The 25,905-nt window shown below is 45.2% G+C and carries 23 protein-coding genes and 1 tRNA gene; 9 read left to right on the forward strand and 15 right to left on the reverse strand.

What is annotated here, in order from left to right:
• Window positions 1-45 precede the first annotated feature (45 nt).
• Both RIG68_RS03125 and RIG68_RS03130 read right to left on the reverse strand, forming a co-directional pair.
• Window positions 46-843, reverse strand: coding sequence for a (Fe-S)-binding protein (locus RIG68_RS03125; RefSeq protein WP_350073302.1), 798 nt, complete (start codon window positions 841-843; stop codon window positions 46-48).
• A 3-nt stretch (window positions 844-846) separates the two neighbouring features.
• Window positions 847-2,181 carry a 4Fe-4S dicluster domain-containing protein gene (locus RIG68_RS03130; RefSeq protein WP_350118475.1) on the reverse strand — a complete coding sequence of 445 codons (1,335 nt, stop codon included), beginning with the start codon at window positions 2,179-2,181 and terminating at the stop codon, window positions 847-849.
• 85 nt (window positions 2,182-2,266) lie between these two features.
• On the opposite strand from RIG68_RS03130, the gene RIG68_RS03135 reads away from it, so the two are divergent.
• Window positions 2,267-2,339 (forward strand) — tRNA-Phe (locus tag RIG68_RS03135).
• A 270-nt stretch (window positions 2,340-2,609) separates the two neighbouring features.
• Here the strand turns inward: RIG68_RS03135 and RIG68_RS03140 are convergent.
• The 7 genes from RIG68_RS03140 to RIG68_RS03170 all read right to left on the reverse strand — a co-directional run bounded on the left by RIG68_RS03140 (window position 2,610) and on the right by RIG68_RS03170 (window position 7,507).
• Complete coding sequence (locus RIG68_RS03140; protein ID WP_350118477.1) at window positions 2,610-3,728, reverse strand: pseudouridine synthase; 1,119 nt, start codon at window positions 3,726-3,728, stop codon at window positions 2,610-2,612.
• 26 nt (window positions 3,729-3,754) lie between these two features.
• Window positions 3,755-4,321, reverse strand: a complete 567-nt coding sequence (scpB, locus tag RIG68_RS03145; RefSeq protein WP_350118479.1) for an SMC-Scp complex subunit ScpB — start codon at window positions 4,319-4,321, stop codon at window positions 3,755-3,757.
• Window positions 4,322-4,342: 21 nt separating this feature from the next.
• Complete coding sequence (locus tag RIG68_RS03150) at window positions 4,343-4,732, reverse strand: TraR/DksA family transcriptional regulator (protein ID WP_317489381.1); 390 nt, start codon at window positions 4,730-4,732, stop codon at window positions 4,343-4,345.
• A 110-nt stretch (window positions 4,733-4,842) separates the two neighbouring features.
• On the reverse strand, window positions 4,843-5,139 hold the full coding sequence (gene hpf, locus RIG68_RS03155; RefSeq protein ID WP_151996202.1) for a ribosome hibernation-promoting factor, HPF/YfiA family: 297 nt from the start codon (window positions 5,137-5,139) through the stop codon (window positions 4,843-4,845).
• A 26-nt stretch (window positions 5,140-5,165) separates the two neighbouring features.
• Window positions 5,166-6,044 (reverse strand): tyrosine-type recombinase/integrase, encoded by an 879-nt coding sequence (locus tag RIG68_RS03160; protein WP_350118481.1) that lies wholly within the window; start codon window positions 6,042-6,044, stop codon window positions 5,166-5,168.
• Window positions 6,045-6,092: 48 nt separating this feature from the next.
• Complete coding sequence (gene rpsU / locus RIG68_RS03165) at window positions 6,093-6,287, reverse strand: 30S ribosomal protein S21 (RefSeq protein ID WP_151996200.1); 195 nt, start codon at window positions 6,285-6,287, stop codon at window positions 6,093-6,095.
• A 56-nt stretch (window positions 6,288-6,343) separates the two neighbouring features.
• The gene (locus RIG68_RS03170; protein ID WP_350118483.1) at window positions 6,344-7,507 is read right to left on the reverse strand and encodes an acyl-CoA dehydrogenase family protein; all 1,164 of its coding nucleotides are present in this window, start codon (window positions 7,505-7,507) and stop codon (window positions 6,344-6,346) included.
• Between the two features lie 194 nt (window positions 7,508-7,701).
• Here RIG68_RS03170 and RIG68_RS03175 point away from each other — a divergent pair, with 194 nt between their 5' ends.
• Genes RIG68_RS03175 through rfbB form a run of 3 tightly spaced genes read left to right on the forward strand, consistent with a single transcriptional unit; the run spans window position 7,702 to window position 11,088 of the window.
• Window positions 7,702-9,018: a UDP-glucose dehydrogenase family protein gene (locus tag RIG68_RS03175; protein WP_350118485.1), complete on the forward strand. Its 1,317-nt coding sequence runs from the start codon at window positions 7,702-7,704 to the stop codon at window positions 9,016-9,018.
• Window positions 9,008-10,039 (forward strand): UDP-glucose 4-epimerase GalE, encoded by a 1,032-nt coding sequence (gene galE / locus RIG68_RS03180; protein ID WP_350118487.1) that lies wholly within the window; start codon window positions 9,008-9,010, stop codon window positions 10,037-10,039. Before RIG68_RS03175 ends, galE begins: the two co-directional genes overlap by 11 nt.
• A complete protein-coding gene (gene rfbB, locus RIG68_RS03185; protein ID WP_350118488.1) occupies window positions 10,036-11,088 on the forward strand; it encodes a dTDP-glucose 4,6-dehydratase in 1,053 nt (350 codons plus the stop codon). Before galE ends, rfbB begins: the two co-directional genes overlap by 4 nt.
• Window positions 11,089-11,103: 15 nt before the next feature.
• On the opposite strand, the gene cysS is transcribed toward rfbB, so the two are convergent.
• Entirely contained in the window at window positions 11,104-12,594 is a 1,491-nt protein-coding gene (cysS, locus tag RIG68_RS03190) for a cysteine--tRNA ligase (RefSeq protein WP_350118490.1), read from the reverse strand.
• Window positions 12,595-12,807: 213 nt separating this feature from the next.
• On the opposite strand from cysS, the gene rimP reads away from it, so the two are divergent.
• From rimP to infB, 3 genes are read left to right on the forward strand one after another with little or no spacing between them, the layout of a single operon-like run.
• Entirely contained in the window at window positions 12,808-13,257 is a 450-nt protein-coding gene (gene rimP / locus RIG68_RS03195; RefSeq protein WP_350073285.1) for a ribosome maturation factor RimP, read from the forward strand.
• A gap of 10 nt (window positions 13,258-13,267) precedes the next feature.
• Window positions 13,268-14,509, forward strand: a complete 1,242-nt coding sequence (gene nusA / locus RIG68_RS03200) for a transcription termination factor NusA (protein ID WP_151997571.1) — start codon at window positions 13,268-13,270, stop codon at window positions 14,507-14,509.
• Window positions 14,510-14,547: 38 nt separating this feature from the next.
• Entirely contained in the window at window positions 14,548-17,370 is a 2,823-nt protein-coding gene (gene infB / locus RIG68_RS03205) for a translation initiation factor IF-2 (RefSeq protein ID WP_350118492.1), read from the forward strand.
• A gap of 222 nt (window positions 17,371-17,592) precedes the next feature.
• On the opposite strand, the gene RIG68_RS03210 is transcribed toward infB, so the two are convergent.
• Window positions 17,593-18,483, reverse strand: a complete 891-nt coding sequence (locus tag RIG68_RS03210; RefSeq protein ID WP_350118494.1) for a sugar phosphate nucleotidyltransferase — start codon at window positions 18,481-18,483, stop codon at window positions 17,593-17,595.
• An 87-nt stretch (window positions 18,484-18,570) separates the two neighbouring features.
• Between RIG68_RS03210 and RIG68_RS03215 the strand changes: the two genes are divergently transcribed.
• The gene (locus RIG68_RS03215) at window positions 18,571-20,379 is read left to right on the forward strand and encodes a sodium:solute symporter family protein (RefSeq protein ID WP_151997574.1); all 1,809 of its coding nucleotides are present in this window, start codon (window positions 18,571-18,573) and stop codon (window positions 20,377-20,379) included.
• Between the two features lie 97 nt (window positions 20,380-20,476).
• A complete protein-coding gene (locus RIG68_RS03220) occupies window positions 20,477-21,121 on the forward strand; it encodes a DJ-1/PfpI family protein (protein WP_350118496.1) in 645 nt (214 codons plus the stop codon).
• A gap of 26 nt (window positions 21,122-21,147) precedes the next feature.
• On the opposite strand, the gene RIG68_RS03225 is transcribed toward RIG68_RS03220, so the two are convergent.
• The 4 genes from RIG68_RS03225 to RIG68_RS03240 all read right to left on the reverse strand — a co-directional run bounded on the left by RIG68_RS03225 (window position 21,148) and on the right by RIG68_RS03240 (window position 25,881).
• Window positions 21,148-22,182 carry a hypothetical protein gene (locus tag RIG68_RS03225; RefSeq protein ID WP_350118498.1) on the reverse strand — a complete coding sequence of 345 codons (1,035 nt, stop codon included), beginning with the start codon at window positions 22,180-22,182 and terminating at the stop codon, window positions 21,148-21,150.
• 99 nt (window positions 22,183-22,281) lie between these two features.
• The gene (locus RIG68_RS03230; RefSeq protein ID WP_350118500.1) at window positions 22,282-23,739 is read right to left on the reverse strand and encodes a M20/M25/M40 family metallo-hydrolase; all 1,458 of its coding nucleotides are present in this window, start codon (window positions 23,737-23,739) and stop codon (window positions 22,282-22,284) included.
• A gap of 80 nt (window positions 23,740-23,819) precedes the next feature.
• Window positions 23,820-25,199: a (R)-1-hydroxy-2-aminoethylphosphonate ammonia-lyase gene (gene pbfA / locus RIG68_RS03235; RefSeq protein WP_350118502.1), complete on the reverse strand. Its 1,380-nt coding sequence runs from the start codon at window positions 25,197-25,199 to the stop codon at window positions 23,820-23,822.
• 91 nt (window positions 25,200-25,290) lie between these two features.
• Window positions 25,291-25,881, reverse strand: coding sequence for a NifU family protein (locus tag RIG68_RS03240; protein WP_350118504.1), 591 nt, complete (start codon window positions 25,879-25,881; stop codon window positions 25,291-25,293).
• Window positions 25,882-25,905: the final 24 nt, after the last annotated feature.

Raw genomic sequence — 25,905 nt, forward strand, 5'->3', positions numbered from 1 at the left:
CGTCGCTATTACTAATAATTACAATAAAACTAAAGTTCCAATCAACTACGAATTTGACAGGTCAGAGTTTGATGCCAAAATGAGTTCTGCAAGGTCAAGCACCCTCACCTGACTCTCCTTTTCCTTGTTCTTGACCCCGTCCGACAACATGGTCATGCAGAACGGACAAGCGGCGGCTATCACCTCCGCACCGGTTGACAGTGCCTCTTCGGTGCGTTCAATATTGATTTCCTTATTGCCTTTCTCAGCGTCTTTAAACATTTGTGCTCCTCCGGCACCGCAGCAAAGCCCAGTAGTTCTGCATCTCTTCATTTCCACCAGATCAGCATCAAGTGCGGAAATCACCTCTCTTGGCGCTTCATACACCTGATTGGCCCTGCCGAGGTAGCAGCTATCATGATAAGTAATCTTTTTGCCCTTAAAGGCCCCTCCGGCCACCTTCACTCTGCCTTCATTGATAAGTTGTTGCAGGTAGGTAGAATGGTGGATCACGTCGTAGTCGCCGCCAAGACTGGGATACTCATTCTTCAGGGTGTTGAAGCAGTGAGGGCAAGCCGTCACTATCTTTTTTATTTCATAGCCATTGAGCACTTGAATATTGGCCATGGCCTGCATTTGAAACAAAAACTCATTCCCGGCCCGCTTGGCAGGATCCCCGGTGCACGCCTCCTCCTGGCCCAAGACTGCAAATTTTATCCCGGCGTGGTTTAGGATTTTAACAAAGGCAGTCGTCACTCTCTTGTAACGGTCATCAAAAGAACCGGCACAGCCTACCCAGAACAACACTTCCGGCGACTCTCCTTTGGCGGCCATTTCGGCCATCGTTGCTATCTTATACTCCATTGTTTAGTCTTTTGAAGGTTCTTGTTTCAGTTCGTTGGCCCAATTGAACCGGTCGGAGGGTGGGAACTTCCAGGGAGCAAAATTATTCTCGATATTCGAAAACATGGTGTTCCACGAGGCTGGCGAGCCCGATTCTTCCATGGCCACATACTGTCGCATCTGCACAATGATATTCAAAGGGTCAATATTAACCGGACAGGCTTCCGTGCAGGCATTGCATGTGGTGCAAGCGTTAATCTCTTCTTTGGAGATATGGTCACCCAGAAGAGACTTGCCATCTGCACCAGGCTCGCCACCTTTAGCAAGAAAGCTCCCGTACTCTTCCATCCGATCTCTCGTATCCATCATAATTTTACGGGGCGAAAGTTTTTTGCCAGTTATGTTAGCCGGGCACTCAGAGGTGCAGCGACCACATTCTGTGCAGGCATAGGCATCCATCAGGTTCTTCCAGCTCAAGTCCATTATGTCTTTGGCACCAAATCTTCCTACCTCTGCCGGAGGTGCGGCCTGGTCCGATTGGATTCCCAGCATCATCTTCACCTCATTGGTCACCGTCTCCATGTTCTCAAATTTCCCTTTCGCATTGAGGTTGGAGTACCACGTGTTCGGGAATGCCATGAAAATGTGTAGATGCTTTGAGTAAGTGACATAAATAGCAAAGCCAAGAATGCCAATGATGTGAAACCACCAGGCAATCCGCTCAACAACAACCAATGTGCCAGTGCTAAGCCCTTCAAATAACGGAATAAGCACAGAGCTGATGTACAGAGTGCCTGTCTGATGATATGCCTCCGGCAATTGAGTCTGCAACAACTGATCCGTGGCATTCATAGTCAGGATGGCCAGCATCAGGACGCTTTCAATTACCAAAATAAGGTTACCATCCAGTGCAGGCCATCCTTTCATCTCAGGCTTTGCGAATCTCGGCACCCTCAAAATGTTTCTCCTTAACAGGAAGACAACACAGGCAACTAAAACGGCCAGCGCAAGAAATTCGAAAAAATTGATGGCCACTCCATAAAAGCTGCCAATAAAAGGAGCAAATAACCTGTGCGTTCCCAATATACCGTCGAGCACAAACTCCAGCACCTCCAGATTAATGATGAGAAAGCCCGCATAAATGAAGAAATGAAAAAAGGCTGGAATAAAACGCTTGAACATCTTCTGCTGTCCGAATGCCACAAGCAGCATGGTCTTCCATCTTTCACTCTTACGATCCGATCTATCAAGAGGCCTTCCCAGTAAAATATTCTTTCTTATCTGCCGGATTCGACCGAAAAGCATAAAGCCCGCAACGGCCAGAATAGCTAAAAACGCAATTTGCGGAAGGTAGGTCATGTTGTTTGTCGCTAGTTTCCTTTATTTTTCAAATTGTTTTTGGATCAAATCATTTAATCCATACTTTTGCATTCTCATTTCTGAGGGTGCTGTAGCTCAGTTGGTAGAGCATCGGACTGAAAATCCGTGAGTCGGTGGTTCGAATCCACTCAGCACCACATCACTTAAATGCCTTCGCTAGCGAAGGCATTTTCTTTTTCTATCCTCCTCATCCCACTATCCCACTTCTTCACGTAGCGATAGTCATCCGACTTTGCTTTCATTATTTCGAAGATATAAAGGATTTATGAAAAATAGTATGCATGCATACTAAATAGTTGACCAGCGACGCTCCAGGTCTACGGCAATCCGAAAAACAATTCATAAAAGTTACCAAGGAACCGGAATGGCTCCCACGCAGCAGCGGTTCTAAAGCCTGTGAGGCTGAATTAGGTAAAGTTCTTCAGCATATTAATTTCCGACTTAGTAAGCATACGCCACGTGCCCCTGGTAAGGTCTTTTTTGGTAAGCCCTCCATACATCACCCTATCGAGCTTCACTACATCGTAGCCCAGGTACTCAAAAATACGTCTAACGATCCTGTTTCTACCGACATGAATCTCGATGCCAATTCCTATCGAGTCTGGCGACACAATCTGAATGTCGTCTGGCTGAACGGGGCCGTCCTGTAACTCCAGTCCGGCCTTTATTTTAGCCAGATCCTCAGGCTTCAATGGTTTATTTAGCTCAACATAGTAAATCTTCTTTACCATGTGAGATGGGTGACTTAGTTTTTTAGCCAGTTCACCATCGTTGGTAAAAAGCAGCAGCCCACTTGTGTTCCTGTCGAGCCTGCCAACGGGATAGATCCGCTCTTCACAGGCATTGGCCACTAGTTTCATCACAGTCTTCCTGTTCTGCGGATCGGTAACTGTAGTTATAAAATCCCTGGGCTTGTTCAACAGCAGATAAACCAGCTTCTCAGCCTTCATCACTCTTCCATCAAACTTCACAACGTCCTTTGGCCCTACCTTAAGCCCAAGCTCGGTTACCACCTTACCATTGATGGTCACTTTTCCCTCTTCAATCAGCTTATCGGCCTCCCGGCGTGAAGCGATGCCGGCATTAGCCAGGTATTTATTCAAACGCACTGGCTCATTGGGAGACACGGGCTTCGCATCGTATTTCTGTTTGAAGGGTTTTCCAGCTGCCCCACCCTTTCTTGGGCCTTTTGGTGCACCTTTACCTTTTGGCTTACTGGCAAAGCGGGAAGTTCTTTCGAACGCTCCTTCCGAAGCATTGTCAGGTGAGCTTCTTTTCACACGACCAGTCGGCTTTTCACCAAAGCTCCCTGCTGACCTCTTAGGACGGCTGGCGCCCTCTGAAGAACCTCGTCTAGCCCGGCCTTCCGACGGCTGGCTTGAGCCATCAGCAGCCCCCTTGCGCCTCGCAGAAGGCCCTGACCTTTTAGGGTCATCGCTTCTCTTGCCTGGCTCGCTGCGTTTGCCCGCACCAAAAGACGGCTTATCGTCGGAGAATTTCTTTCCTCCTTTAAATGGTTTCTTCATAAGTGGAATGTAATAAAAAAGAAGGGTTATTCTTCCGATTTGGTCTCCCCAATCTCATTTTCTTCTTTGAAAAAGTCTTTGGGTGTCGGCATTTCTTTCAAGTCGTTAATGCCAAAGTAGTCCATGAATTTGCTGCTTGTGCCGTACAAAAGAGGTCTGCCTACCCCTTCTGACTTTCCCTTAATTTCGACCAGCTCTTTTTCAAGCAGCTTTTGTACAGCGTAGTCGCAATTGACACCACGAATTTGCTCGATCTCCGATTTGGTCATGGGTTGCTTATAAGCAATAATCGAGAGCGTTTCCAAAGAGGAGGTAGAAAGTCTTCTTTTCGATTGCTGCTTTAACAGAATACCGATACTGGCCTGATACGCTGGTTTGGTAAGAAACTGATAGCCTCCTCCAGACTTTACAGGCTCGAAGGCAAAGGTTTCCGCACTATATTTTTCTTTTAGCTTTTCAATCGCAAGGGAGATATCATCTCCAGGCACTTCAGTGCCGAACATTTCCTCCAGCGTACTCTTCAAGTCTTCATCCCTTACTGGCTTGGGTGAGCAAAAGATGAGTGCTTCAATATGATTGACAAGATAATCCAACTGCTATAAACCCCTACTACTTTAGTTTCGTGACTGCTTCAATTTAGCTTCAATAGAATGCATAGTATGAGGAACAGCTTTTAAGCGCTCCTTAGAGATTAGCTTTCCGGTATCTACACAAATGCCATAGGTGCCATTTTTTATCCTCACCATGGCATTTTCGAGTTGCACCATAAATTTTTGCTGCCTGGAGGCTAGCTGGCTCAGATTTTCCTTTTCCATCATGTCGGCGCCGTCTTCCAGCACCTTTATGTTTCCAGAAGTATTATCCGTGCCTTCATCGTTGCTTCTGCTAAGCGACTCCTTGATGTATTTAAGCTCACTTCGTGCCTTATCGAGCTTTTGAGAGATTATTTCCTCAAATTCTTTAAGCTCTTCATCTGAGTATCTGGTTCTTTCGTCTTGGCTCATAGCATTTCAAGTTTTACCTGACCTGGCGTCCCAAAGGTTTTCAAAAATAAGGCAAATGTATGTTTTCATACCTGAAAAAGAAAGGCCCGCTACTAAACGGGCCTTTCTTTTTAAGCTACTTTTTGCTTTTCCTTAAATTTTTTCAGCTGCCTTCGCAAGGCTTCCACTGCCAGATCGGTTGCAGCTTCAAAAGATTTAGACTGCTCTTTGGCAAACAATTGTGAGCCAGGAATATTCAGCTTTATTTCAACTACTTTGTTTTCTACATCATTCTTCTCGAGACGCATAAATACTTCACCATCTATAATCCTGTCATAAAAGGTATTTAGCTTATCGGTTTTCTTTTGAATGAAGTCCAACAATTTAATGTCGGCGTCGAAGTGGATTGAATGCATCTGCAGTTTCATAATACTAAAATTTAAGGGTACAACAATCAAGCCTTTGGATGGGCTTGTTTATAAACAGACTTCAGCTTATCAAGTGTATTGTGTGTGTACACCTGAGTAGCCGCTAAATTGGCATGACCAAGTAAATCTTTTACAGCGTTAAGATCAGCTCCCTTGTTGAGCAAGTGGGTAGCGAAGGTGTGTCTAAGTACGTGTGGGCTTTTCTTTTCCGAGCTAGTAACCATATTCAAATACGCTTTTACCGTCCTGTAAATCATCATAGGATAGGCTTTATCTCCCTCATCAGTTACTATCAAAAAGTTAGAGAAATTTTCAGACAAATGCTCCTTCTTAAGGAGAATATATTTTCTAACTTCTTCAACAAGCGGCACTGGAATAGGGATCACCCTTTCTTTGTTTCGCTTGCCTAATACCTTAACGTGACCCTGATAGAAATTGATGTCTTCATCCTTCAAATTAATTAATTCGGAAAGGCGTATGCCTGTGCCGTACAAAAAATCGAGAATGAGCTTATCTCTGACACCAACAAACCCCTCCGGAAAAGGAATCTGGTCGAGAAGTGTGGTCATTTCGCTTTCCCTCACAAAGGAGGGTAGCATTTTGGGAGTTTTAAGTGGCTTTAGTTTGTCGGCAGGGCTTTTTTCTATCTCCTCTCTGCGCAGAAGAAACTTGTAATATGATTTGAGGGATGCAATTTTCCTGTTGACTGACTTGCTCTCCAGGCCTTGCTCAACAAGGTGGATAAGCCAGGTTCTCAATGCCTGATAATTGGCATCCTTTAAACCATAGGAAAATTCAGTATAAAGAAATAACTCAGCCTGAGTTAGATCACTCCTGTATGAGGTAAGAGTGTGTGGGCTAAGCCTCTTTTCGAATTGGAGGTATTTGAGAAAAGAATCAATCATAAGTTAGTGAAATCACCTTATTCACTAACTTATGAAATATATCCGCTATTATAAATTTTCCTGACCCATCATTTGCTGACGGTAGGCGGCTTTGATTTTTTCTTCTCTGTTTTTAACAGAAGGCTTAACAAAGAAAGTACGGCTGCGAAGCTCCTTAAGAACGCCTGTTCTCTCGAATTTCTTCTTGAATCTCTTAAGTGCCTTGTCGATTGACTCGTTTTCCTTAATGTTTACTACGATCATTTCCTTAATTAATTATGGGCTGCAAAGATAAAGTTTTTAATTCCAAAAACTCAAATTTATTTCAATAGTTCTCTTGAGATAACCACCTTTTGGATTTCGGAGGTTCCCTCGCCAATGGTACAGAGCTTGGCATCTCTGTAAAATTTCTCCACCGGATAGTCCTTGGTGAACCCATAGCCACCGAAAATCTGCACCGCATTATTGGCCACTGAAACAGCTACTTCGGAGGCATAGTACTTCGCTATGGCAGATTCCTTTGTTACTTTTCCCTTTCTATTTTTTATGGCACCTGCCTGATAGGTGAGCAGTTTGGCTGCTTCCAACTGGGTTGCCATTTCAGCAAGCATAAAGGAAATTCCCTGAAATGAGGCAATAGGCTTGTTGAATTGATGTCTTTCCTGCGAGTAGGCCAAAGCAGCCAGCAAAGCGCCTTCAGCAATGCCACAGCTTAACGCAGCTATTGATATCCGGCCTCCATCTAATACTTTTAATGATTGTATAAAGCCATCGCCAACCTCTCCAAGGAGGTTTTCTTCTGGAATTCTACAGTCCTCAAAGATCATTTCAGCTGTTTCAGACGCCCTCATGCCCAGCTTATCTTCCTTTCTTCCTCCGGCAAAGCCAGGCGTACCACGTTCAATTATGAAAGCCGACATGCCATGAGAATCACCCGTTTTGCCAGTTCTTGCTATCAAAACAGCTATGTCGCCAGAAATACCATGGGTGATAAAATTTTTGGCTCCATTGATCACCCATTCCTTCCCATCTTTCACTGCTGTAGTTTTCATATTGGCAGCGTCCGAGCCGGTGTTAGGTTCGGTAAGCCCCCAGGCGCCAATCCATTCTCCCGACGCTAGCTTTGGCAGCCACTTCATTTTTTGCTCGTCATTTCCAAATTGAAGCAGGTGACCTGTGCAGAGGGAATTGTGAGCAGCCAGCGAAAGCCCTATAGAAGGATCCACTTTCGATATTTCTATGATAGCAGTAATGTATTCGAGATAGCCAAATCCTGACCCTCCCAGTTCGTGCGGCACCATCACTCCCATAAGGCCAAGCTCACCCATTTTATGAAATAGCTCTTTAGGAAAATGCTGGGACTCATCCCATTTTTTGATGTTTGGCGAGATTTCCACGCCGGCAAAATCACGCACCATTTCCTCAATCATTCTTTGGTTTTCCGACTCGACTTCCTCGTTTCGTTCTTTTGTCAATGTATCCATGTTGTTTATTCGGGCTATATAATAAAAACGTAATTATCCATCGTTAGTTTAAACTGACAAGCGGCATTCTCGTACAGTTGGTCTTAACGCCGAGTTTAATTAACTCCAAAAAACGTTCATTTACCGAAAGAACTGGTGTAATTATTTTGCAGATTGATAGATTTGCACAAGACTAATAAGAAAATCCGAACAATATGAAAATTGCTGTAGTTGGAACTGGCTATGTTGGACTTGTAACAGGTACCTGCTTCGCCGAGACGGGAAACCACGTAACGTGCGTTGACATCGACGAAAAGAAGGTTGAAAAACTTAAGAATCAGATCATGCCGATTTATGAGCCTGGTTTGGACGTTCTCTTTGAAAGGAACATTAAGCAAGGCAGACTCGATTTCACCACCAACCTTAAAGAAGGTATCAAGGATGCCAAAATCATTTTTTTGGCCCTTCCCACACCTCCCGGCGAAGATGGCTCTGCTGACCTTAAATACATATTGAAAGTGGCCAGCGACTTGGGCCCAATTCTTAGTGAGTATACAGTGATTGTTGACAAGAGCACAGTGCCCGTTGGCACAGCCGACAAGGTACATGCTCAAATAGCCAAAAATGCGAAAGTGCCTTTTGACGTGGTCTCAAATCCTGAATTCCTCAGAGAAGGTGTCGCAGTAGATGATTTCATGAAGCCAGACAGAGTGGTCATTGGCACAAGCTCAGAAAAAGCCAAGAAGGTAATGGATCAGCTTTATGCCCCATTCGTACGCCAGGGCAACCCGGTTATCTTTATGGATGAGAAATCGGCCGAGCTGACCAAGTACGCAGCCAACTCCTTCCTCGCCACCAAAATCACATTCATGAATGAGATTGCTAACATGTGTGAGCTCCTGGGAGCAGATGTTGACATGGTTAGAAAAGGGATTGGTACGGACACCAGGATCGGAAAAAGATTTCTTTTTGCCGGCATCGGATACGGTGGAAGTTGTTTTCCAAAGGACGTGCAGGCACTTGCCAAGTCGGCGCAGGAAGTTAAATATGATTTTAAGCTTCTAACCTCGGTAATGGATGTGAATCAGGAGCAGAAAACCAAGTTGATCCATCGAGCCAAAGCTTTTTACAATGGAAGCCTAAAGGGCAAGACTTTCGGTATCTGGGGTCTCGCATTTAAGCCATATACCGACGACATTAGAGAAGCGCCAGCCTTAGAGAACATTAAAGAGCTTCTTGCACTGGGTGCTAAAGTAAAGGTATACGATCCGGAAGCCATGGAAAACGTGAAAGAACTCTTTGGCGACACTATAGAATTCTGTAACGACGAATATGCGGCAGTTGAAGGTGCTGATGCGCTGTTTATTATGACCGAATGGCCCGTTTTCAGAACGCCTGAGTTTGATAAGCTTCAATCTCTGCTTAAGTCTAAGATTATTTTTGACGGCAGAAACTTGTACGACACACAAGCGATGGAAGATCTTGGATTTACCTACTTCAGCATCGGTAGAAAAGACGTTGATGGCAAATAATCAAATTCTCGTCACAGGCGGACTTGGCTATATCGGCTCCCATACGGTTGTGGAGCTGATCAATGCCGGTTTCGAGCCAATCATTATCGACAATCTGTCTAATTCGGAGGTCAAGGTATTAGATGCCATTGAGAAGATCACTGGTAAGCGTTGCCTGTTTCATCAGGTTGAAATGTGCAACTATAATGAGTTGGAATCAATTTTTATAAAATACCCTGAAATGAAGGCAGCAATCCATTTTGCTGCCTTCCTTTTGGTCAACGAATCTGTCGACAATCCGCTTAAGTATTATGAGAACAACTTATTGTCGACTATCAATCTTCTGAAGTGTCAGTCAAAGTTTGGGACCAAAGGGATCATTTTCTCTTCTTCCTGCACTGTGTACGGAAATCCGGAAGTATTGCCTGTCGCTGAAAACGCCCCAATCCAGGAGGCTGTTTCTCCCTATGGCAACACCAAAAAAATGTGCGAGGACATCATCAGAGACACAACTGTTGCCTCCGACGTAAAGGCGATAGCTTTGAGATACTTCAACCCCATTGGAGCACATCCTACGTCATTAATCGGCGAGGTTCAGCATGGGATGCCACATCACCTGGTGCCTTTCATTACAGAAACAGCGCACGGGAAAAGGGAGTTTCTCAGAGTTTTTGGCGACGACTACAACACAGTTGACGGATCTTGTGTCAGGGACTATATTTATGTAATGGATGTGGCCAAAGCACACGTGAATGCTGTGCAGCGATTTGCAAATGGTGCCATGGAATCTTCATACGAAGTATACAATCTGGGCATGGGAGTGGGCATGTCGGTGATACAAATGATTCAGGCATTCGAAAGAGCCACGGGTATTAACATCCCTTATAAAATTGTTGACCGAAGGGGGGGCGATGTCGAGGCAGTTTATGCGGATACATCTCTTGCCAACAAAAAGTTGAATTGGAAAACCCAATTCGGCATTGAGGAAGCCTTAAAATCAGCCTGGGACTGGGAAATAGCACAGGCAAAACTGAAACAATGAAAAAAATATTAATTACCGGAGGAGCTGGCTTTATTGGCTCCCATGTGGTGAGGCTGTTTGTTAATAAATATCCTGATTATAAGATTTTCAATCTTGACAATCTTACGTACGCCGGCAACCTGGAAAACTTACGGGATATTGAAAGTCTGCCTAACTATACTTTTGTAAAGGGGGACATCACCGACGACAAGTTTATTTTTGATCTTTTCAAAAAAGAACAATTTGATGGCGTGCTGCACCTTGCAGCTGAGTCGCACGTAGACAGGTCTATATCCAACCCAATGGCGTTTATAAAAACTAACGTTATTGGCACAGTTACCTTGCTAAATGCCGCAAAGGACATTTGGAAAGATTCATTCGAAGGGAAGAGATTCTACCACATTTCCACCGATGAGGTGTATGGCTCACTTGGAAATGAAGGCTTCTTCACAGAAACCACTTCCTATGACCCGCAATCCCCATATTCTGCTTCAAAAGCAAGCTCAGACCATTTTGTGCGGGCTTATGCCAACACTTACGGGCTCCCTGTGGTAGTTACAAACTGTTCGAACAACTACGGGCCCTATCATTTTCCGGAGAAGCTTATTCCACTTTGTATTCATAACATCAAAAACAGCAAACCTTTACCAGTTTATGGAAAAGGCGAGAACATCAGGGACTGGCTGTACGTGGTGGATCATGCGAGAGCCATAGATACTGTGTTCCACAAGGGCACAGTTGGCGAAACCTACAATATTGGTGGGTTTAATGAGTGGACGAACATTGATGTGGTGAAGCTTCTTTGCAAAATCATGGACAAAAAACTTGGTAGGTCCGAAGGCACTTCTGAAAAGCTAATTACCTATGTAAAAGACCGAGCCGGTCACGACATGAGGTATGCCATTGACGCCAACAAGATCATGAAAGAGCTGGGCTGGGAGCCTTCGTTGCAGTTTGAAGAAGGCCTGGAAAAAACAGTCGAGTGGTACCTGGCCAATGACGCCTGGTTAAGCAATGTTACTTCAGGCGATTATATGAAGTACTACAGTGATCAATACGAAAAGAGGTGATTAAATTGATTGGGCTTATTCTTCGTAAGCCCAATCAATTCCTTGTTTCATGTCTTTTAAGGTGATACCCTCATTCTTTAGCAGGCTTCTTATTTCATCTACCTTATCATAGTTTTTTGCCTCTTTTGCTTCTTTATAAAGCGTAAGCAAAATACCTATGAGGTTCTTAGGCTCTACAATAAGCTCTTCTTTTAGCCCAAGAATTTCTTCAACAAAAGAAAGATAAGTAGTTTTTAGCTTATCAAAGCCCTCTTGTCCGATTTCCCCATACTTAAGTCCGCCTGTTTGCAGGGAATTAATCTTTTTCAAAAGATTGAACAAGTGCCCGATAGTCAAGGCAGTGTTGAAATCATCGTTCATTGCCCGGTAACAATTGTCTGCCAAACCATTGATTTGGTCAACAGCCTGCTGATTCAGGGCCACTCCTTCCTCCGGAACAAAACTCATTTCTTTAATCAGCTTCAGTCCATTCATTAGCTTCTTGTATCCTTTGTTGGCAGCAGATAAAGCTTCGTTGGAAAAATCAAGCGTGCTGGCATAGTGGCTTTGCAGCATAAAGAAACGCACTGTCATCGGGCTATAGGGCCTGTCGAGCAATTCGTGTGTGCCAGTAATCAGCTCTGAAGGCAGAAAAGAATTACCCAGCGACTTACTCATCTTCTGGCCATTCACAGTCAGCATGTTCGTATGCAGCCAATATTTTACCGGCTCTTTCCCGGAGGCACCAACAGACTGCGCTATTTCACATTCATGGTGGGGAAACTTCAGATCCATACCGCCGCCATGTATATCAAACGACTCTCCAAGGTACTTCGTGCTCATCACAGAGCACTCGAGGTGCCAGCCAGGGAAACCAATTCCCCAGGGAGAATTCCACCGCATGATATGTTCGCTAGAGGCGTTCTTCCAGATAGCAAAATCCAGCGGGTTTCTCTTCTCGTCCTGTCCATCCAGCTCCCGGGTGTTAGCCATCAAATCATCTACAACCCTACCTGACAGTTTACCATATTGATATTTCTCATTGAACTTGCCGATATCAAAATAAACAGACCCTTTAGACTCGTAAGCATATCCATGATCTATAATGGTCTTAATCATCTCTATTTGCTCGAGAATATGACCAGTTGCTGTCGGTTCTATGCTGGGAGGCAACACGTTGAAAATATCCATCACCTGGTGGAACCCATTGGTGTATTTCTGCACCACCTCCATCGGTTCCAGGTTCATGAGCTTTGCTCTTTTTCCGATTTTATCTTCTCCGTCGTCCGTATCACCGGTCAAGTGCCCCACATCAGTAATATTTCTGACGTAGCGAACCTTGTATCCCAGATGCAAAAGGTATCTGTAAATAATATCGAAACTGATAAACGTACGGACATTACCCAAATGCACATCATTGTAAACCGTAGGCCCGCAGACATACATGCCCACATAGGGCGCATTGATGGGCACAAACTCTTCCTTTTGCTTAGTTAAAGAATTGAATAATCTTAGTTTCGGGATCATGCGGCAAATTTAACAATTGTAAGCAGAAGGCAACATTCTTTATTTAAGGAGTCCTCCGCTCAACATATTTGCTTTCAAACGATCACAAGAACACTTTGTTTGGGAGAAGTTTGAGAGGGGCCCTTTGTTAACAAGAAAAATTAATATAAATTTGCGGCTGGATTAAGAAAAAAGGGGACGAGCGTCCCCTTTCTTTATATAGTTTGGTTTGGTATGGCTGAGGAATCGATTATAAAAGGTTGGCTTGACGAAATAATAGACAGTGACCTGTTTGTGGTTGAAGTATCACTAACCGGCCCAAAGAACGCTCAAAAGCTGAGAGTGTTTCTGGATGGGGACAGTGGAATCACCATCGAGCAGTGTGCGAAGATTAGCCGAAAGTTAGCTGCCAAACTAGATGAAGAAGACTTGATCAAAGATGCGTATCAGCTGGAGGTGTCTTCAGCAGGCATTGATCAGCCCCTGAAGTTGTTGAGGCAGTACTATAAGAACATAGGCAGGTCTGTGAAGGTATTTAAAGCCGACGGAAAAGAGGAAAAGGGCAAGTTGCTAGCTGTGAGTGAGCAGGAGATTCAAATAGAAGTAAAAAATAAAAAAGTCACCGAAATGAGCACAATACTATTTCAGGACATTCATCATACAAAAGTTTTAGTCACCTTTTAGGCAGTTTACTATGGATAGCGTATTTCTTATAGAATCCTTTGCGGATTTTGCAAAGAGAAAAAACATTGACCGCCCAACAATGATCCGTATCCTGGAGGATGTATTCAGGACTATGATCAGGAAGAGATTTGAAACTGATGAGAACTTTGACATCATTATCAATGCGGACAAAGGAGACCTTGAGATTTGGCGGTTCAGAGAAATCGTAGACGATAACTCGGAAGACATTTGGGATCACGATAAAGTAAGCCTTACAGAAGCAAGAAAAATTGAGCCTGACTTTGAGATTGGAGAAGAAGTTGCAGAAGAAGTTAAGCTTGAAGACTTTGGTAGAAGAGCGGTACAAATGGCTCGCCAAACGCTTATTCAGAAAATCAAAGACCTTGAGAAGGACATCCTTTTCCAGAAGTATAAGGAACTCGTGGGCGAGATCATCCTTGGTGAAGTTTACCAGGTGCTTGGAAGAGAGATACTATTGGTTGATGCTGAGGGGAATGAGTTGATCCTGCCAAAATTTGAGCAGATTCCTAAGGATCGCTTTAAGAAGGGGGAAAATGTACGTGCGATTGTTCATAGAGTGGAAATGGTCAATGGAAACCCAAAGATTATTCTTTCCAGAACTTCGACCGTTTTCCTTGAAAGGCTTTTCGAAAGCGAAGTGCCAGAGGTTTATGATGGCTTGATCACCATTAAAAAGGTAGTTCGTGAGCCTGGAGAAAGAGCCAAGGTGGCTGTAGAATCTTACGACGACAGGATTGACCCGGTTGGTGCCTGCGTAGGTATGAAAGGCTCAAGGATTCACAGTATCGTGAGAGAGCTTGAAAATGAAAATATAGACGTTATCAACTTTACTGAAAACACTGAGCTGTATATATCAAGGGCGTTGAGTCCCGCAAAAATATCCAGCATGAAAGTGGAGCCTGAAAATGGAAGAGTGTCTGTGTACCTCAAGCCTGACCAGGTGTCGTTGGCTATCGGAAAAGGTGGGCAGAATATCAAACTGGCCAGCCGTTTGGTGGATCTTGAAATCGATGTGTTCCGTGAGCTTGAAGGTCATGAAGTAGAGGACGTATCACTGGATGAATTTTCTGATGAAATTGAAGGCTGGGTAATTGACGAGCTCAAGAAAATCGGCCTCGACACTGCCCGTAGCGTTCTTAATTTGACTAAGGAAGAACTCATCCGAAGGACCGATTTGGAGGAGGAAACAGTACAGGATGTGCTCTCTATCCTACGTCAGGAATTTGAATAATAATTTTAATAACACGCTTTAAAGAGTCATATTTGCGTATGAGTGAAGACAGAATGTGGAGACTAAGCCAGGTCGCCAGAAAGTTGAATGTTGGTACAAATACTGTCATTCAGGCTCTGGAGAAGAAGGGCTTTTCAATCGATAGCAGCCCGAATGCCAAGCTCACTCAGGAGCAGTACGATCTTTTGGCAAGAGAATTTGCTACTTCTGCCCACGAGAAAGAAGAGGCTTCCGGCATTACTATTGGTAAGAAGCATTCTGACAATGTGGTTATCAATACGAACTCTCCACAGGAGAGCGGATCGTCTGATGAAGAAGAAGAAATCTTAATAAAGAACCTTTCCAGCAAAGAGCAGCCTAAGGAAGAAGCTGCTGAAGAGGTGGAGGAGCCAAAAACTCAAACCCCGAAACTTCAGGGAATTAAAGTTGTAGGCAAAATAGATCTTGAGCCCAAAAAGGCTTCTAAAAAAGAAGCGGAAGATGCTCCCAAAGCTGCTACTCCTGAGCCTCCTAAAGAGGAAAAGAAGGTAGTAGAAGAGGCCCCTAAAGTGGTGGCCAAAGTAGAAACACCTGAACCTCCCGCCGAAGTCGCTGAAGAGCCCAAGGCTCCAAAAGAAGAACCCAAAGAAGTCTCTGAAAAAATAGCCGAGGAACCGCCAATGCTGGCCAAACAGGAGCCAATTATCAAAAAAGAGGATCGGGTAATTGAGGCTAAGGCTGACGCTCTCAAGGGTCTGACTGTTCTTGGGAAAATAGAACTGCCAGAGGCAAAGAAAAAGCAACCAGTTGCCAGCTCTGACGACAGAGACAAGAAGAAAAAGAAACGTCCACGCAAACGCATAGTTGTTGAAGGGAAGGACAGCGGCGACGCCCCGAGGTTCAAAAAACCAGAAGGCGACAGGCCTGCCAGCACACCCGGCAAAGGACGATTCGAGAAAAAAGAAGAGGTCTCCGACAAGGAGATTCAGGATAAAATAAAAGCTACTCTCGCCAGGTTGAGCAAGGGTAGTAAGCCCGGGCAAGGAGCCAACAGGTCAAAATACAGGAGAGATAAGAGATCGGCCAAAGCTGAGGCGGAAGAAGAGAAGATGCTCCAGCAGCAGGAGGATTCGAAGACCCTAAAGGTGACTGAGTTTATTTCTGCCAATGACCTTGCCTCATTAATGGGGGTTTCTGTTAACGACGTAATTTCTGCTTGTTTAAGCATGGGAATCTTCGTTTCTATTAATCAGCGTCTCGATGCAGAAACGATTACCGTAATTGCGGACGAATTCGGTTTTGATATTGAATTCTCAACGTCAGAAGAAGAGTCAGAAGCTATTAATACTGAGGATGATATTGAGGACGATGAGCCCAGAGCACCTATTGTTACCATCATGGGCCACGTTGACCACGGTAAAACTTCGCTTCTCGACTATATAAGGAAGACCAAAGTTACAGCGGGCGAGGCCGGTGGCATCACGCAGCACATCGGTGCATACGATGTAGAAACCACGGGCGGCAACAAAATTGCCTTTCTCGACACACCAGGTCACGAAGCATTTACTGCCATGCGTGCCAGAGGTGCGGCGCTTACCGATATTGCAATCATTGTGGTGGCAGCAGACGACAACGTCATGCCTCAAACCAAGGAAGCCATAAACCATGCGAAAGTAGCTGGTGTTCCGATAGTAATTGCTATCAACAAAGTTGACAAGGCAAACGCCAACCCAAACAAGATCAAAGAGGAGTTATCCCAAATCAACATTCTTGTGGAAGATTGGGGTGGAAAATACCAATGCCAGGAGATTTCAGCGAAAACAGGCCAGGGCATCGACGACCTGCTTGAAAAAGTACTTTTGGAAGCTGAAATCCTTGAACTGAAAGCGAAGGCTTCTAAAAAAGCCGTAGGAAGCGTTATCGAAGCTTCTCTTGACAAAGGCAGAGGTTACGTAGCCACCGTGATGGTACAAAACGGAACCCTGAATATTGGTGATGTGGTATTGGCTGGCTCTCACTTCGGTAAAGTGAAAGCGATGTTTGACCACAGAGGCACCAGGCTGAAACAAGCCGGGCCTTCAACGCCGGTGCTTTTGCTTGGTCTTGATGGAGCTCCTCAAGCTGGTGAAAAGCTGAACGTAATGGAAAGTGACCGTGAGGCACGGGACATTGCCTACAAGCGTCAGCAAATTCAGCGTGAGCAGAACCTGCGAACCAAGAAGCATATTACGCTTGATGAAATTGGGCGACGTTTGGCCATTGGCTCATTTAGAGAACTTAACGTGATTGTGAAAGGTGATGTTGACGGTTCTATTGAGGCACTTGCCGACTCATTGCTTAAGCTTTCAACGCCGGAAGTTCAAGTCAACATCATACATAAAGCAGTAGGCCAGATTTCAGAATCAGACGTCTTGCTAGCCTCCGCTTCCGATGCGATCATCGTTGGTTTCCAGGTGAGGCCTTCTTCAAGTGCACGCCGCTTGGCCGAACAGGAAGAAATCGAGATCAGACTTTACTCGATCATCTACGACGCTATCAACGAAATCAAAGATGCCATGGAAGGCATGCTTGCGCCGGAGTTCCAGGAGGTTATTACTGGTAACGTGGAGATTCGTGAGGTGTTTAAGATCTCGAAAGTTGGTACAGTGGCAGGTTGTATGGTGACCGATGGTTTCATTAAGAGAAACAATCAGATCAGAATAATACGTGACGGTATTGTGGTTTACACCGGCGAAATACAACAGCTCCGCAGATTCAAAGACGACGTAGCTGAAGTAAAACAAGGCTATGAGTGCGGTATAAGCATCAAAAACTTCAATAATCTCGAAGAAGGGGATATCATTGAAGGCTTTGAACAACGTGAAGTAAAACGCTCTCTTTAACAGAGCTGATAAATAAAAGTAAATCCGGCCAGTTGGCCGGATTTTTTGTTTCTGGGATTATGAAGCTACTCCAGGCAACAATGGTCATTTTTTTTATGCTAACACTAGCAGGTCTTTACCGTCCCTGGTGGGTGCTATGGTGGATGCCCCGCCAAAACAGAAAAAAGGTACTCCTGATGTATGGAATACCTTTTCTTCTGATGCTACTCATCTATGTCTTTTTCAGCTGAGCCCGGAAGGATACTCTCCACTGCTAACTAGCTGATGCAGTTTTTGCATGACCATATCTTTCTCCTGGCTGTAGGTTACACCCATCCAATCATTGCCGTCAGGTAGAACGTCGACAATGGCGTTTTTCTTCTGCATCAGGTTTGTAACTGCAGAGGGGATATAAAATTCTACCTTTAGCTCATTTTTGTTTGCAGCATAGAACTCGTCCCAAATGCCGACAAGCTCAGGAAACAAAGCAGGTGTGAAGCCCCAAAAATTCATTGAAACGAAGCCCTTAGGATCCAAAATTTCCGGGTTGGCTTCATTTTCTTCATTGACAATATTAGCACCTGACTGAAGTATTTTGGTTTTCTCTACCACAGATATCAATTTACCGTCGGCGTCCACATTGCATATCCCTCTCGCAACCGATCCGGCATCTGAGAGCGTCTCCACCAGCGGATAGCCTACCATGCTAAAATGGAGCGCCTTTGGGTCAACGGACTGGAGAAACTTGCCCATTGCCAGGTAGGCTTTTCTTCCGTAAAAATCGTCGGCATTGATAATAGCGAACGGCTCCTTAACCACGTCTTTTGTTGATAGCACAGCTTGGCCAGTTCCCCACGGCTTCACCCTGTCAGGGTGTTGCGCAGGAGGTGTCTGAAATACGAACTCAATCTCAATCTTGTCACCCCACCACTTGTTCAGGTGCTCGTACAAAACATTCCGCAAATCTTTACGGGTGATAATAACCACCTTGGTAAACCCTGCTTGAATTGAGTCATAAATCCCATAGTCCATCAGCCACTCACCAGAGGGCCCAAAAGAGTCGGCCTGCTTTATTCCACCGTATCGACTTCCTATTCCGGCGGCCAGTATTACCAAACTTGTTGATTGCGTCATATTATCTGTAATTCTTTTTTTAATGGGGTCTGTTTCGGCATGCAAATTTTATATTTTACGGGTTCGAAACAAAAACTATACTCCAAAATGGTCTTAAGCACACTCGACTGGGTAATAATAGCGGTTTTTTTTGCTATTGTAGTAGGAATTGGATGGGTTGCCTCGCTCACCGCCGGGAAAAGCACCTCTGAATACTTTCTGGGCGGTAGAGGAATGCCCTGGTGGTTGCTCGGTATTTCCATGGTGGCCTGTACTTTTTCGGCAGACACCCCCAACCTGGTAACAGGAATGGTGCGTGAAAACGGTGTGGCAAAAAACTGGGCCTGGTGGGCGTTTCTCATCACTGGTATGGTGACGGTCTTCATCTATGCCAGACTCTGGAGACGCTCCAACGTAATGACCGACCTGGAGTTCTACGAGTTGAGGTACAGCGGAAAATATGCTTCCTTCCTGCGGGGATTCAGGTCCCTGTATCTTGGCATTTTCTTCAACTGCCTGATCATGGGAACAGTTACGCTGGCCGCTATCAAAATTGGGCAGATCATGCTTGGTATCGAAAACCCAGTTTACATTGTGGTGGGTGCCTCAATAGGGGTTGTTATTTATGCGACAATTGGCGGAATAAAGGGAGTGATTTGGGCAGACTTCTTTCAGTATTCAATTGCTATGCTTGGTGCAGTAATAGCAGCCGTGGTTGCAGTTAGCGATGAGAGAGTGGGTGGCCTGACCAAGCTGCTGGCTCACCCGAATGTGATGCCAAAACTGGATATTTTCCCAAGTTTTGACGATCCAAAGCAGTTCTTGCCATTACTTATTATCCCCATCGCAGTGCAGTGGTGGTCGGTATGGTACCCGGGCGCAGAACCGGGAGGTGGAGGTTATATTGCGCAGCGAATGTTGTCAGCCAAAGATGAAAAGAATGCAATAGGTGCTACCTTACTTTTTAATTTCGCACACTATGCACTCCGCCCTTGGCCCTGGATCCTGGTGGCGCTAGCCTCACTGGTTATCTTCCCTGACCTGGCTTCAATAAAAGCTGAATTCCCCGGTATTAGTGACAACTATCTGGGTCACGACATAGCGTATCCTGCTATGCTAACACTTTTAGGCACTGGCTGGAAGGGACTTGTTGTTGCTTCAATTATTGCTGCCTACATGTCCACCATCGGAACACACCTCAACTGGGGCTCATCCTACGTGGTCAACGATTTTTACAAACGCTTCGTAAAGCCAGACGCCACTGAAAAACAGCAGGTGTCTATCGCCCGTTTCACTACCGTCGGGTTAATGATTTTCGCTGCAACCTTCTCGCTTACTATCCTTAAGAATGCTACGCAGGCATTTGATATCCTGCTTCTCTCCGGAGCCGGCACAGGTGCCATTTACATCCTCAGGTGGTTTTGGTGGAGAATCAACGCACTTACTGAGATTGTTGCCATGGTAGTAGCTACTGTTCTGGCCTTTCTGCTGGTGCTGGTGATAAGTCCTGAAGCACTTGACAACGCCTATCTGGACGTTTTCTCAACCCGCCTTTTAATATCTCTATTTGGCGTTAGTGCTGCCTGGATTTCTACTACTCTGCTCACCAAGCCTGAAGATAAAGAGACACTAAGAAGCTTCTACCTGAGAACCCAACCTGGCGGGCCTGGCTGGAAAAAAGTCGTTGATGAAGCCATGAGCGAAGGCATTGTGCTGGATGCTTCCAAAGGCGCAAACTGGCAAATGCCCTTGCAAGTAATGATGGTATTTGTAGGTTGTGTAAGCATCTACTGTTCGCTGTTTGGTATTGGAAGCTTTATCTACGGAAACATCGGTCTTGGATTCGGTCTTTTGGGCATAGCCGCCGCCGGTACGGTTATCCTGTTCAGAAATCTGGGCAAGCTTTCTTTGAAGTAAGCACATTATGGATAGTAGGAGGATACATGCTGCTGTTGTCCTGGGAACCGCACTCCTATTTTCTTTGCAAGCATGTCAACAAAACGGGGAATCAGCAGTGGCTGACTCCCCGTTTGATTCTTCTCACCTGCCAACTGACACACTGAATGTTGGCTTCCTCGCCATCAATGGCGTCTACAATTCTGAGTTGATGGCTCCTTTTGACGTATTTCAGCATACTGTATTTCACACCTCTCCAGGCATGAAAACATTCATCGTGTCTCCCACCCATGAGCCCATCATAACATTTGAAGGAATCAAAATCATACCTGATTTTAGTTTTGACGATACTCCGTCCATTGATGTACTGGTGGTGCCCAGTGCTGAGCACAACATGGACACCGACTTGCAGGATTCGGTTCTGATCGAATTTGTGAAAGATAAGGGCGCAAAGGCCAAATTTATTATGTCGTTATGCGATGGAGCCTTCATACTCGCCCAGGCCGGCCTTCTCGACAATGTGAAATGCACAACCTTCCCTTCCGATATCGGGAAGTTCAAAAAAATGTTCCCTCACCTCAATATTCAGGAGGGATACAGTTTCGTTCACGACGGAAAAGCCATTACTTCCTCAGGCGGCGCCAAATCATACGACCCTGCCATGTATTTGGTGGAATATCTGTATGGTAAAAAGGTAGCCCGAGGCATAGGTGGCGGCTTAGTGATCGACTGGAAGCTGGAAGAGGTTAAGCACATGCAATAGTGCCACGCAGCCTGCCTTCAACTAAACTAGAATCGTTTGCTGAATACCTCTGTTCGTTTGGTTTTATAATCATAAATCCTGACCTCGAAAAAATGATGTCCTCTATCGATCAGTTCCCGAAAATCGTACTGAAGCCCTTCAAGTTTAAAGTCCTTCACAAATTTGTTGGAAAGCGTTCGCTTGGTAACTGCGTCCGTAATAGTTACCTGCAGGTTGGTACCCTTCCTCACGGCAAATGGGAAAAAAGCTGTCGTGTTCTCCCTTGCTGGCGTCGCCTCTGTTAGTACTGCCTCCTCATGAAGATAGAGCCGGTGCTCATTATTGGCATCAACGAGAAAGACATCATACGAATACTTGCCATATCCCGTCAGGGTATCTTTCAACAGGTATTCAAACCCCACGCCACCACGGCTATTGAAAGCCAATGGCAATTGCCAACGTTTATTGGAAGCCTTACTTGTTCTTATAACGGAAAAATGGCTTACCTCCGATGTGTCGGGCTGGTATTCCCAGCGCAACTCGACTGTCTTCTCATTAGCTTCCAATATTCCTTCCGCCAAAGGGTCTTCGATCAGCACCGGAAGTCCATTGGCTTTGTCCGACACCTCGATAGTAAAATCGCAGAAGTCTCCCAGGTATCCGTCAATGATCATAAAATGTCTGAAGTTAGGTTCTGGGCTATTTACCTTGTAATAAAAGTCGGCGGCGGAGGCTGGTGAATTGCACGAAACAATTTCATAACTCTCAGTTTGACAAAGCTCACCTTTGAAAACAACCAACTGCACACCCCTATCATCCTTGCAACGCTCATGCCTTACGTTGACGTAAAATGAACTCTCATCAGTGGGGATATAGGAAAACCACTGGTCGTTATGGTACTGTATGCATTGGCCTGTAAGCTTTTCGTCAATGCAGGCTCTCTCCACAGTATTGTTGTCGGTAGAAGATCGTGTAAGCGTATTAAGAACTAGTTGGCTAACGCCCGTTGACAGGTCATTAGAAGTTTGAGCTTTGGCCCAAAAAGTGATCAAAAACAGAATTAATGTAAAAAGCGCCCTCATTATGTGACATTTGGCCTTACAGCAAGATACACACCACATACTCCCCAGAGAAATAAAAAAGGGGCAGTTGCCCCTTTCTATAATTATGTGGATTAACTATCAATCGTCAGCCGACCATCTCCAGTCGCCCTGTATCCTCAGCTTAAGCTTCAAGCCCTGATCTTCCAGCAACTTGCGGGTGCTTTCGTCATCCAGCTTAGCTGCTGGGAGCTCCTGAGCCCTGTCCAGTTCGTAAAGCATCATGCTGGAAAAACGAACATTGTTGACCAGGTGCTCTTCGTTAACAAGGCCGATGTCATCGCAGTCGGCATGATAGCAGTCGTACACCGAACGATCCAGGTTACTTACCGGTGCAAAGAAGGGGACGCCTTCCAGCATAAACGACTGATGGTCGCTATGAAGACCAGCCCTGTTCGCAAATTTATTAGTGAATGTGCTATCCACTGCCTTTATCCTGTCGCCTGCGTCTACAAAAAACTTTTCGGCCTCCAACCTGCCACCAGCATTAAATCCAACAGCATTAGAGGAAGCGTCCAGATTGAAAACATATTTCAGATTCTCAATTTCGCCTGATTCTTTGAGGGCATTAACATAGTGTTTCGAACCCAGCAGTCCTTCTTCTTCCCCCATCCACATCACAAACTTAAGTGTTCTGCGTGGCTTGATGTCCAGCGCCTTAAAGGTTCGGGCTATGTCGATAACAGAGAAAGAACCGATGCCGTTGTCGATAGCACCCGTTGCCAAATCCCACGAGTCGAGATGGCCGCCGGTAAGAATAACTTCGCTAGCCTTGTCTGTTCCAGGGATAGTGGCTACCACATTTCTTGCTTTGATCACTTCGCTGAAGTTTGTCATTTCAAGCTTGGCTTTCACCGCTCCGGCAGTCAGCTTGTCTTTTAATGCAAGGCCATCCTCATAGCCAATGCACACCGCAGGAATTGGAATAAGGCTTCCTGTAACCGAGGCTGTTCCGGTCAATAAAACCCCACCTTCTACCTGATTGAAGAAAATAATTCCGGCAGCACCATTGTCGATAGCCAGTTTTGTTTTTTCAGACCTATGCAGGTTTTTGGAAGGATCAACTGTCCCAGGCAAAATACTGATGTATACAAATACAATCTTTCCCTCTACAGAGCCTGGATTGGCCTCGTAGTCTTCCTCTATTCCGTTGCCCATGTCAATAATTTCGCCTTCAAGGTTTACACTAACAGGTGAGTGAGCCAGGCTGACAGAGCTTACCTCTTCCCAATCGGATCCACTGCTAAACTGCGTTTTTACTTCTCCACGGCTCCACGACTCAACCTCGAAGGGGTCATACTCAACGTCGATGCCATACGACTTGAAGAGGTTGTAGGTGTATTCCTCGGCCTTAGCGCCATTCTCAGACCCAGTAAGTCTGTGCCCTACTGTAGCCATGCAATCTGCCAGCGTGGGATACACTTTTGAGTTAGCCAGCGTCTCTTTGTTGATTTCCTCCAGCATGTTCACTGGCGGCTTTTGCTCACAGCCAGCTATGGCAAGTGTGGCAGCAAATAAAACGGTCAAATGTCTTTTCATCGATTGAAGTTTAGGTTAGTCCTGCGATTTACTAACAAAAAGGGACAACCTGAAAGGTATTTTTATTGGTGGCGAATTGCTTACTGCACTTTTCTCAAGGCGTTCTTTATCGTTTCCACAATAAAATTCACCTCGTCTTTATCAATGATGAGTGAAGGTCTTAGCGTAATAATGTTTCCTTCAATAATTTTAAAAGCGAGCCCCTCTTTCATGCACAGATACATAATTTTTTCAGCTTGGTCGTTGGCCCTTTCTTTAGTGGCTCTGTCCTTCACCAGGTCTATCCCCAAATGAAGGCCTTCCCCAGCCACATTTCCGATAAGAGCAAATTCTTGCCGAAGCTGCTCAAGCCCGTCCTTTAACAGTTTACCCATTTCTCTGGCATTGTCTACTAACCGATGCCTTTCGATATAGTTGATAGTAGCCAATCCTGCGGCGCAACACAGCGGATTTTTCTCATGCGTAAAATGCCCAATCGACCGGTGCTGCAACACATTATATTCTCCCTTTGTCACAACTCCCGCAAAAGGCATCAAACCGCCACCAAGCGTCTTACCTAGTACCAGCACATCCGGTGTTACAAAGTGCTCCGAAGCAAACATTTTGCCTGTTCGGCCGAACCCCTCAATAATTTCATCAAAAATCAAAAGTGCATCATGTCGGCGACAAAGCACTTTCACCTCCTCCCAGTATCTTCTACTCGGCACCACAGGTGTAGCCGAAATTGGTTCTCCGACAACGGCTGCCAGGTCAGGATTTCTGTTGAGAATAATTTTCATCTGCCTGAGATACTCATCGTCTACCTGCTCCTGGTTTGTGAAGCCCCAGGGATTACGATAGTAATTGGGAAACTCTACATGAAAGGCTCCGGGAACCATTGGGCCATTGCCTGTATTAAAATGCTCCTCACCCCCCACACTAGCCGACTGGAAGCCCGTACCATGATAAGAATCCCAAAAGGAAATGGTTTTCCATTTGCCGGTGACTTGTTTTGCTAGCATAATAGCCATTTCTATTGCCTGGGAGCCCCCGGGGCAAAACAGCACACGATCAAGGTCTTCCGGCGTTACTTCTATTAGTTTAGCCGCAAGGTCAACCGCAGGTTGACTGGTGTATCTTCGGGGCGTGAATGCCAGTTGTGCATCCAATTGTTGTTTTACTGCCTGGATGACTTCGGGATTAGAAAAACCGGCATTGTGTACACCGTTTCCATGGCAGTCCAGGTATTTTCTTCCTTCCAAATCATAGATGTAAGCACCTTCAGTTTTTGACAGGCTATTCATCACTGGAGTTGAGAGTGCCTGATGCAAAAAATATTTTTCATCGGCTGCCAAAAGACCCAGAGTGGGTGGGTGTGTCAGCGCTTGTTGATATGCCTTTCTGGTTTCGGTCAGGTTAGAATCGCCTTGTTCGTGAGATGCATTACTGTTTTTCATAAATGAAAATACAGGCGATTTCATTTATGAAGCTTTTCCTACGTGTTAACAAAAGATTAAAAAAAAGCCCCGAAGTGAACCCCTCCGAGGCTAAGTATCTTTGTAGCTATTGCGCTTACAGGCTGACTGCCTCTACAGACTGCACTTCTGGCACCATTCTTTTGAGCAAATTCTCAATACCTGCCTTTAAGGTCACCATGCTGGAAGGACAGCCACTGCAGGAGCCCTGCAATGCCACTTTTACAATACCATCTTCAAAATCCTGGAACACAATGGCTCCGCCGTCCGACTCAACAGCAGGCTTGATGTATTCTTCCAACACGCTCTTAATGTTCTTTACCACGTCTGGATCGCTGTCGAGTATGTCGTTTTGAAGGGGATCGGCCTTTATCAAAACAGGCTTTTCAGCTTCCAGATATTCCCTGATGTGGGTTTTCAGCTGATCCTGAATATCCATCCACTCTACATTTTCGTCCTTTGTGATCGTCACAAAGTTATTCATATAGAATACCCTCTTGACAAAGGCGTAGTTGAAAAGCTCTTTTGCCAGGGGGGCATGCTCTGCGCTCGCCTCGTCGGGGAAGTCATAGTTTTCACCTTCGCCTACCAGCATAAAGTTGGCAACAAACTTTAGTGAATTGGGGTTGGGGTTGTTCTCCAGGTATAGGGTAACAAGCCTTTGAGATTTTTTTATAGTCGATTCCATTGGTTTCAGAAGTTTAGCCTATTT

The sequence above is a fragment of the Imperialibacter sp. genome, from assembly GCF_040222385.1.
Taxonomy (GTDB): Bacteria; Bacteroidota; Bacteroidia; order Cytophagales; family Cyclobacteriaceae; genus Imperialibacter.

Coding starts and splice junctions, on each gene's coding strand:
- RIG68_RS03125 (WP_350073302.1), bottom strand. CDS start 843: ATGGAGTATAAGATAGCAACGATGGCCGAAATGGCCGCCAAAGGAGAG.
- RIG68_RS03130 (WP_350118475.1), bottom strand. CDS start 2,181: ATGACCTACCTTCCGCAAATTGCGTTTTTAGCTATTCTGGCCGTTGCG.
- RIG68_RS03140 (WP_350118477.1), bottom strand. CDS start 3,728: ATGAAGAAACCATTTAAAGGAGGAAAGAAATTCTCCGACGATAAGCCG.
- RIG68_RS03150 (WP_317489381.1), bottom strand. CDS start 4,732: ATGAGCCAAGACGAAAGAACCAGATACTCAGATGAAGAGCTTAAAGAA.
- hpf (WP_151996202.1), bottom strand. CDS start 5,139: ATGAAACTGCAGATGCATTCAATCCACTTCGACGCCGACATTAAATTG.
- RIG68_RS03160 (WP_350118481.1), bottom strand. CDS start 6,044: ATGATTGATTCTTTTCTCAAATACCTCCAATTCGAAAAGAGGCTTAGC.
- rpsU (WP_151996200.1), bottom strand. CDS start 6,287: ATGATCGTAGTAAACATTAAGGAAAACGAGTCAATCGACAAGGCACTT.
- RIG68_RS03170 (WP_350118483.1), bottom strand. CDS start 7,507: ATGGATACATTGACAAAAGAACGAAACGAGGAAGTCGAGTCGGAAAAC.
- RIG68_RS03175 (WP_350118485.1), top strand. CDS start 7,702: ATGAAAATTGCTGTAGTTGGAACTGGCTATGTTGGACTTGTAACAGGT.
- galE (WP_350118487.1), top strand. CDS start 9,008: ATGGCAAATAATCAAATTCTCGTCACAGGCGGACTTGGCTATATCGGC.
- rfbB (WP_350118488.1), top strand. CDS start 10,036: ATGAAAAAAATATTAATTACCGGAGGAGCTGGCTTTATTGGCTCCCAT.
- cysS (WP_350118490.1), bottom strand. CDS start 12,594: ATGATCCCGAAACTAAGATTATTCAATTCTTTAACTAAGCAAAAGGAA.
- rimP (WP_350073285.1), top strand. CDS start 12,808: ATGGCTGAGGAATCGATTATAAAAGGTTGGCTTGACGAAATAATAGAC.
- nusA (WP_151997571.1), top strand. CDS start 13,268: ATGGATAGCGTATTTCTTATAGAATCCTTTGCGGATTTTGCAAAGAGA.
- infB (WP_350118492.1), top strand. CDS start 14,548: ATGAGTGAAGACAGAATGTGGAGACTAAGCCAGGTCGCCAGAAAGTTG.
- RIG68_RS03210 (WP_350118494.1), bottom strand. CDS start 18,483: ATGACGCAATCAACAAGTTTGGTAATACTGGCCGCCGGAATAGGAAGT.
- RIG68_RS03215 (WP_151997574.1), top strand. CDS start 18,571: ATGGTCTTAAGCACACTCGACTGGGTAATAATAGCGGTTTTTTTTGCT.
- RIG68_RS03225 (WP_350118498.1), bottom strand. CDS start 22,182: ATGAGGGCGCTTTTTACATTAATTCTGTTTTTGATCACTTTTTGGGCC.
- RIG68_RS03230 (WP_350118500.1), bottom strand. CDS start 23,739: ATGAAAAGACATTTGACCGTTTTATTTGCTGCCACACTTGCCATAGCT.
- pbfA (WP_350118502.1), bottom strand. CDS start 25,199: ATGAAATCGCCTGTATTTTCATTTATGAAAAACAGTAATGCATCTCAC.
- RIG68_RS03240 (WP_350118504.1), bottom strand. CDS start 25,881: ATGGAATCGACTATAAAAAAATCTCAAAGGCTTGTTACCCTATACCTG.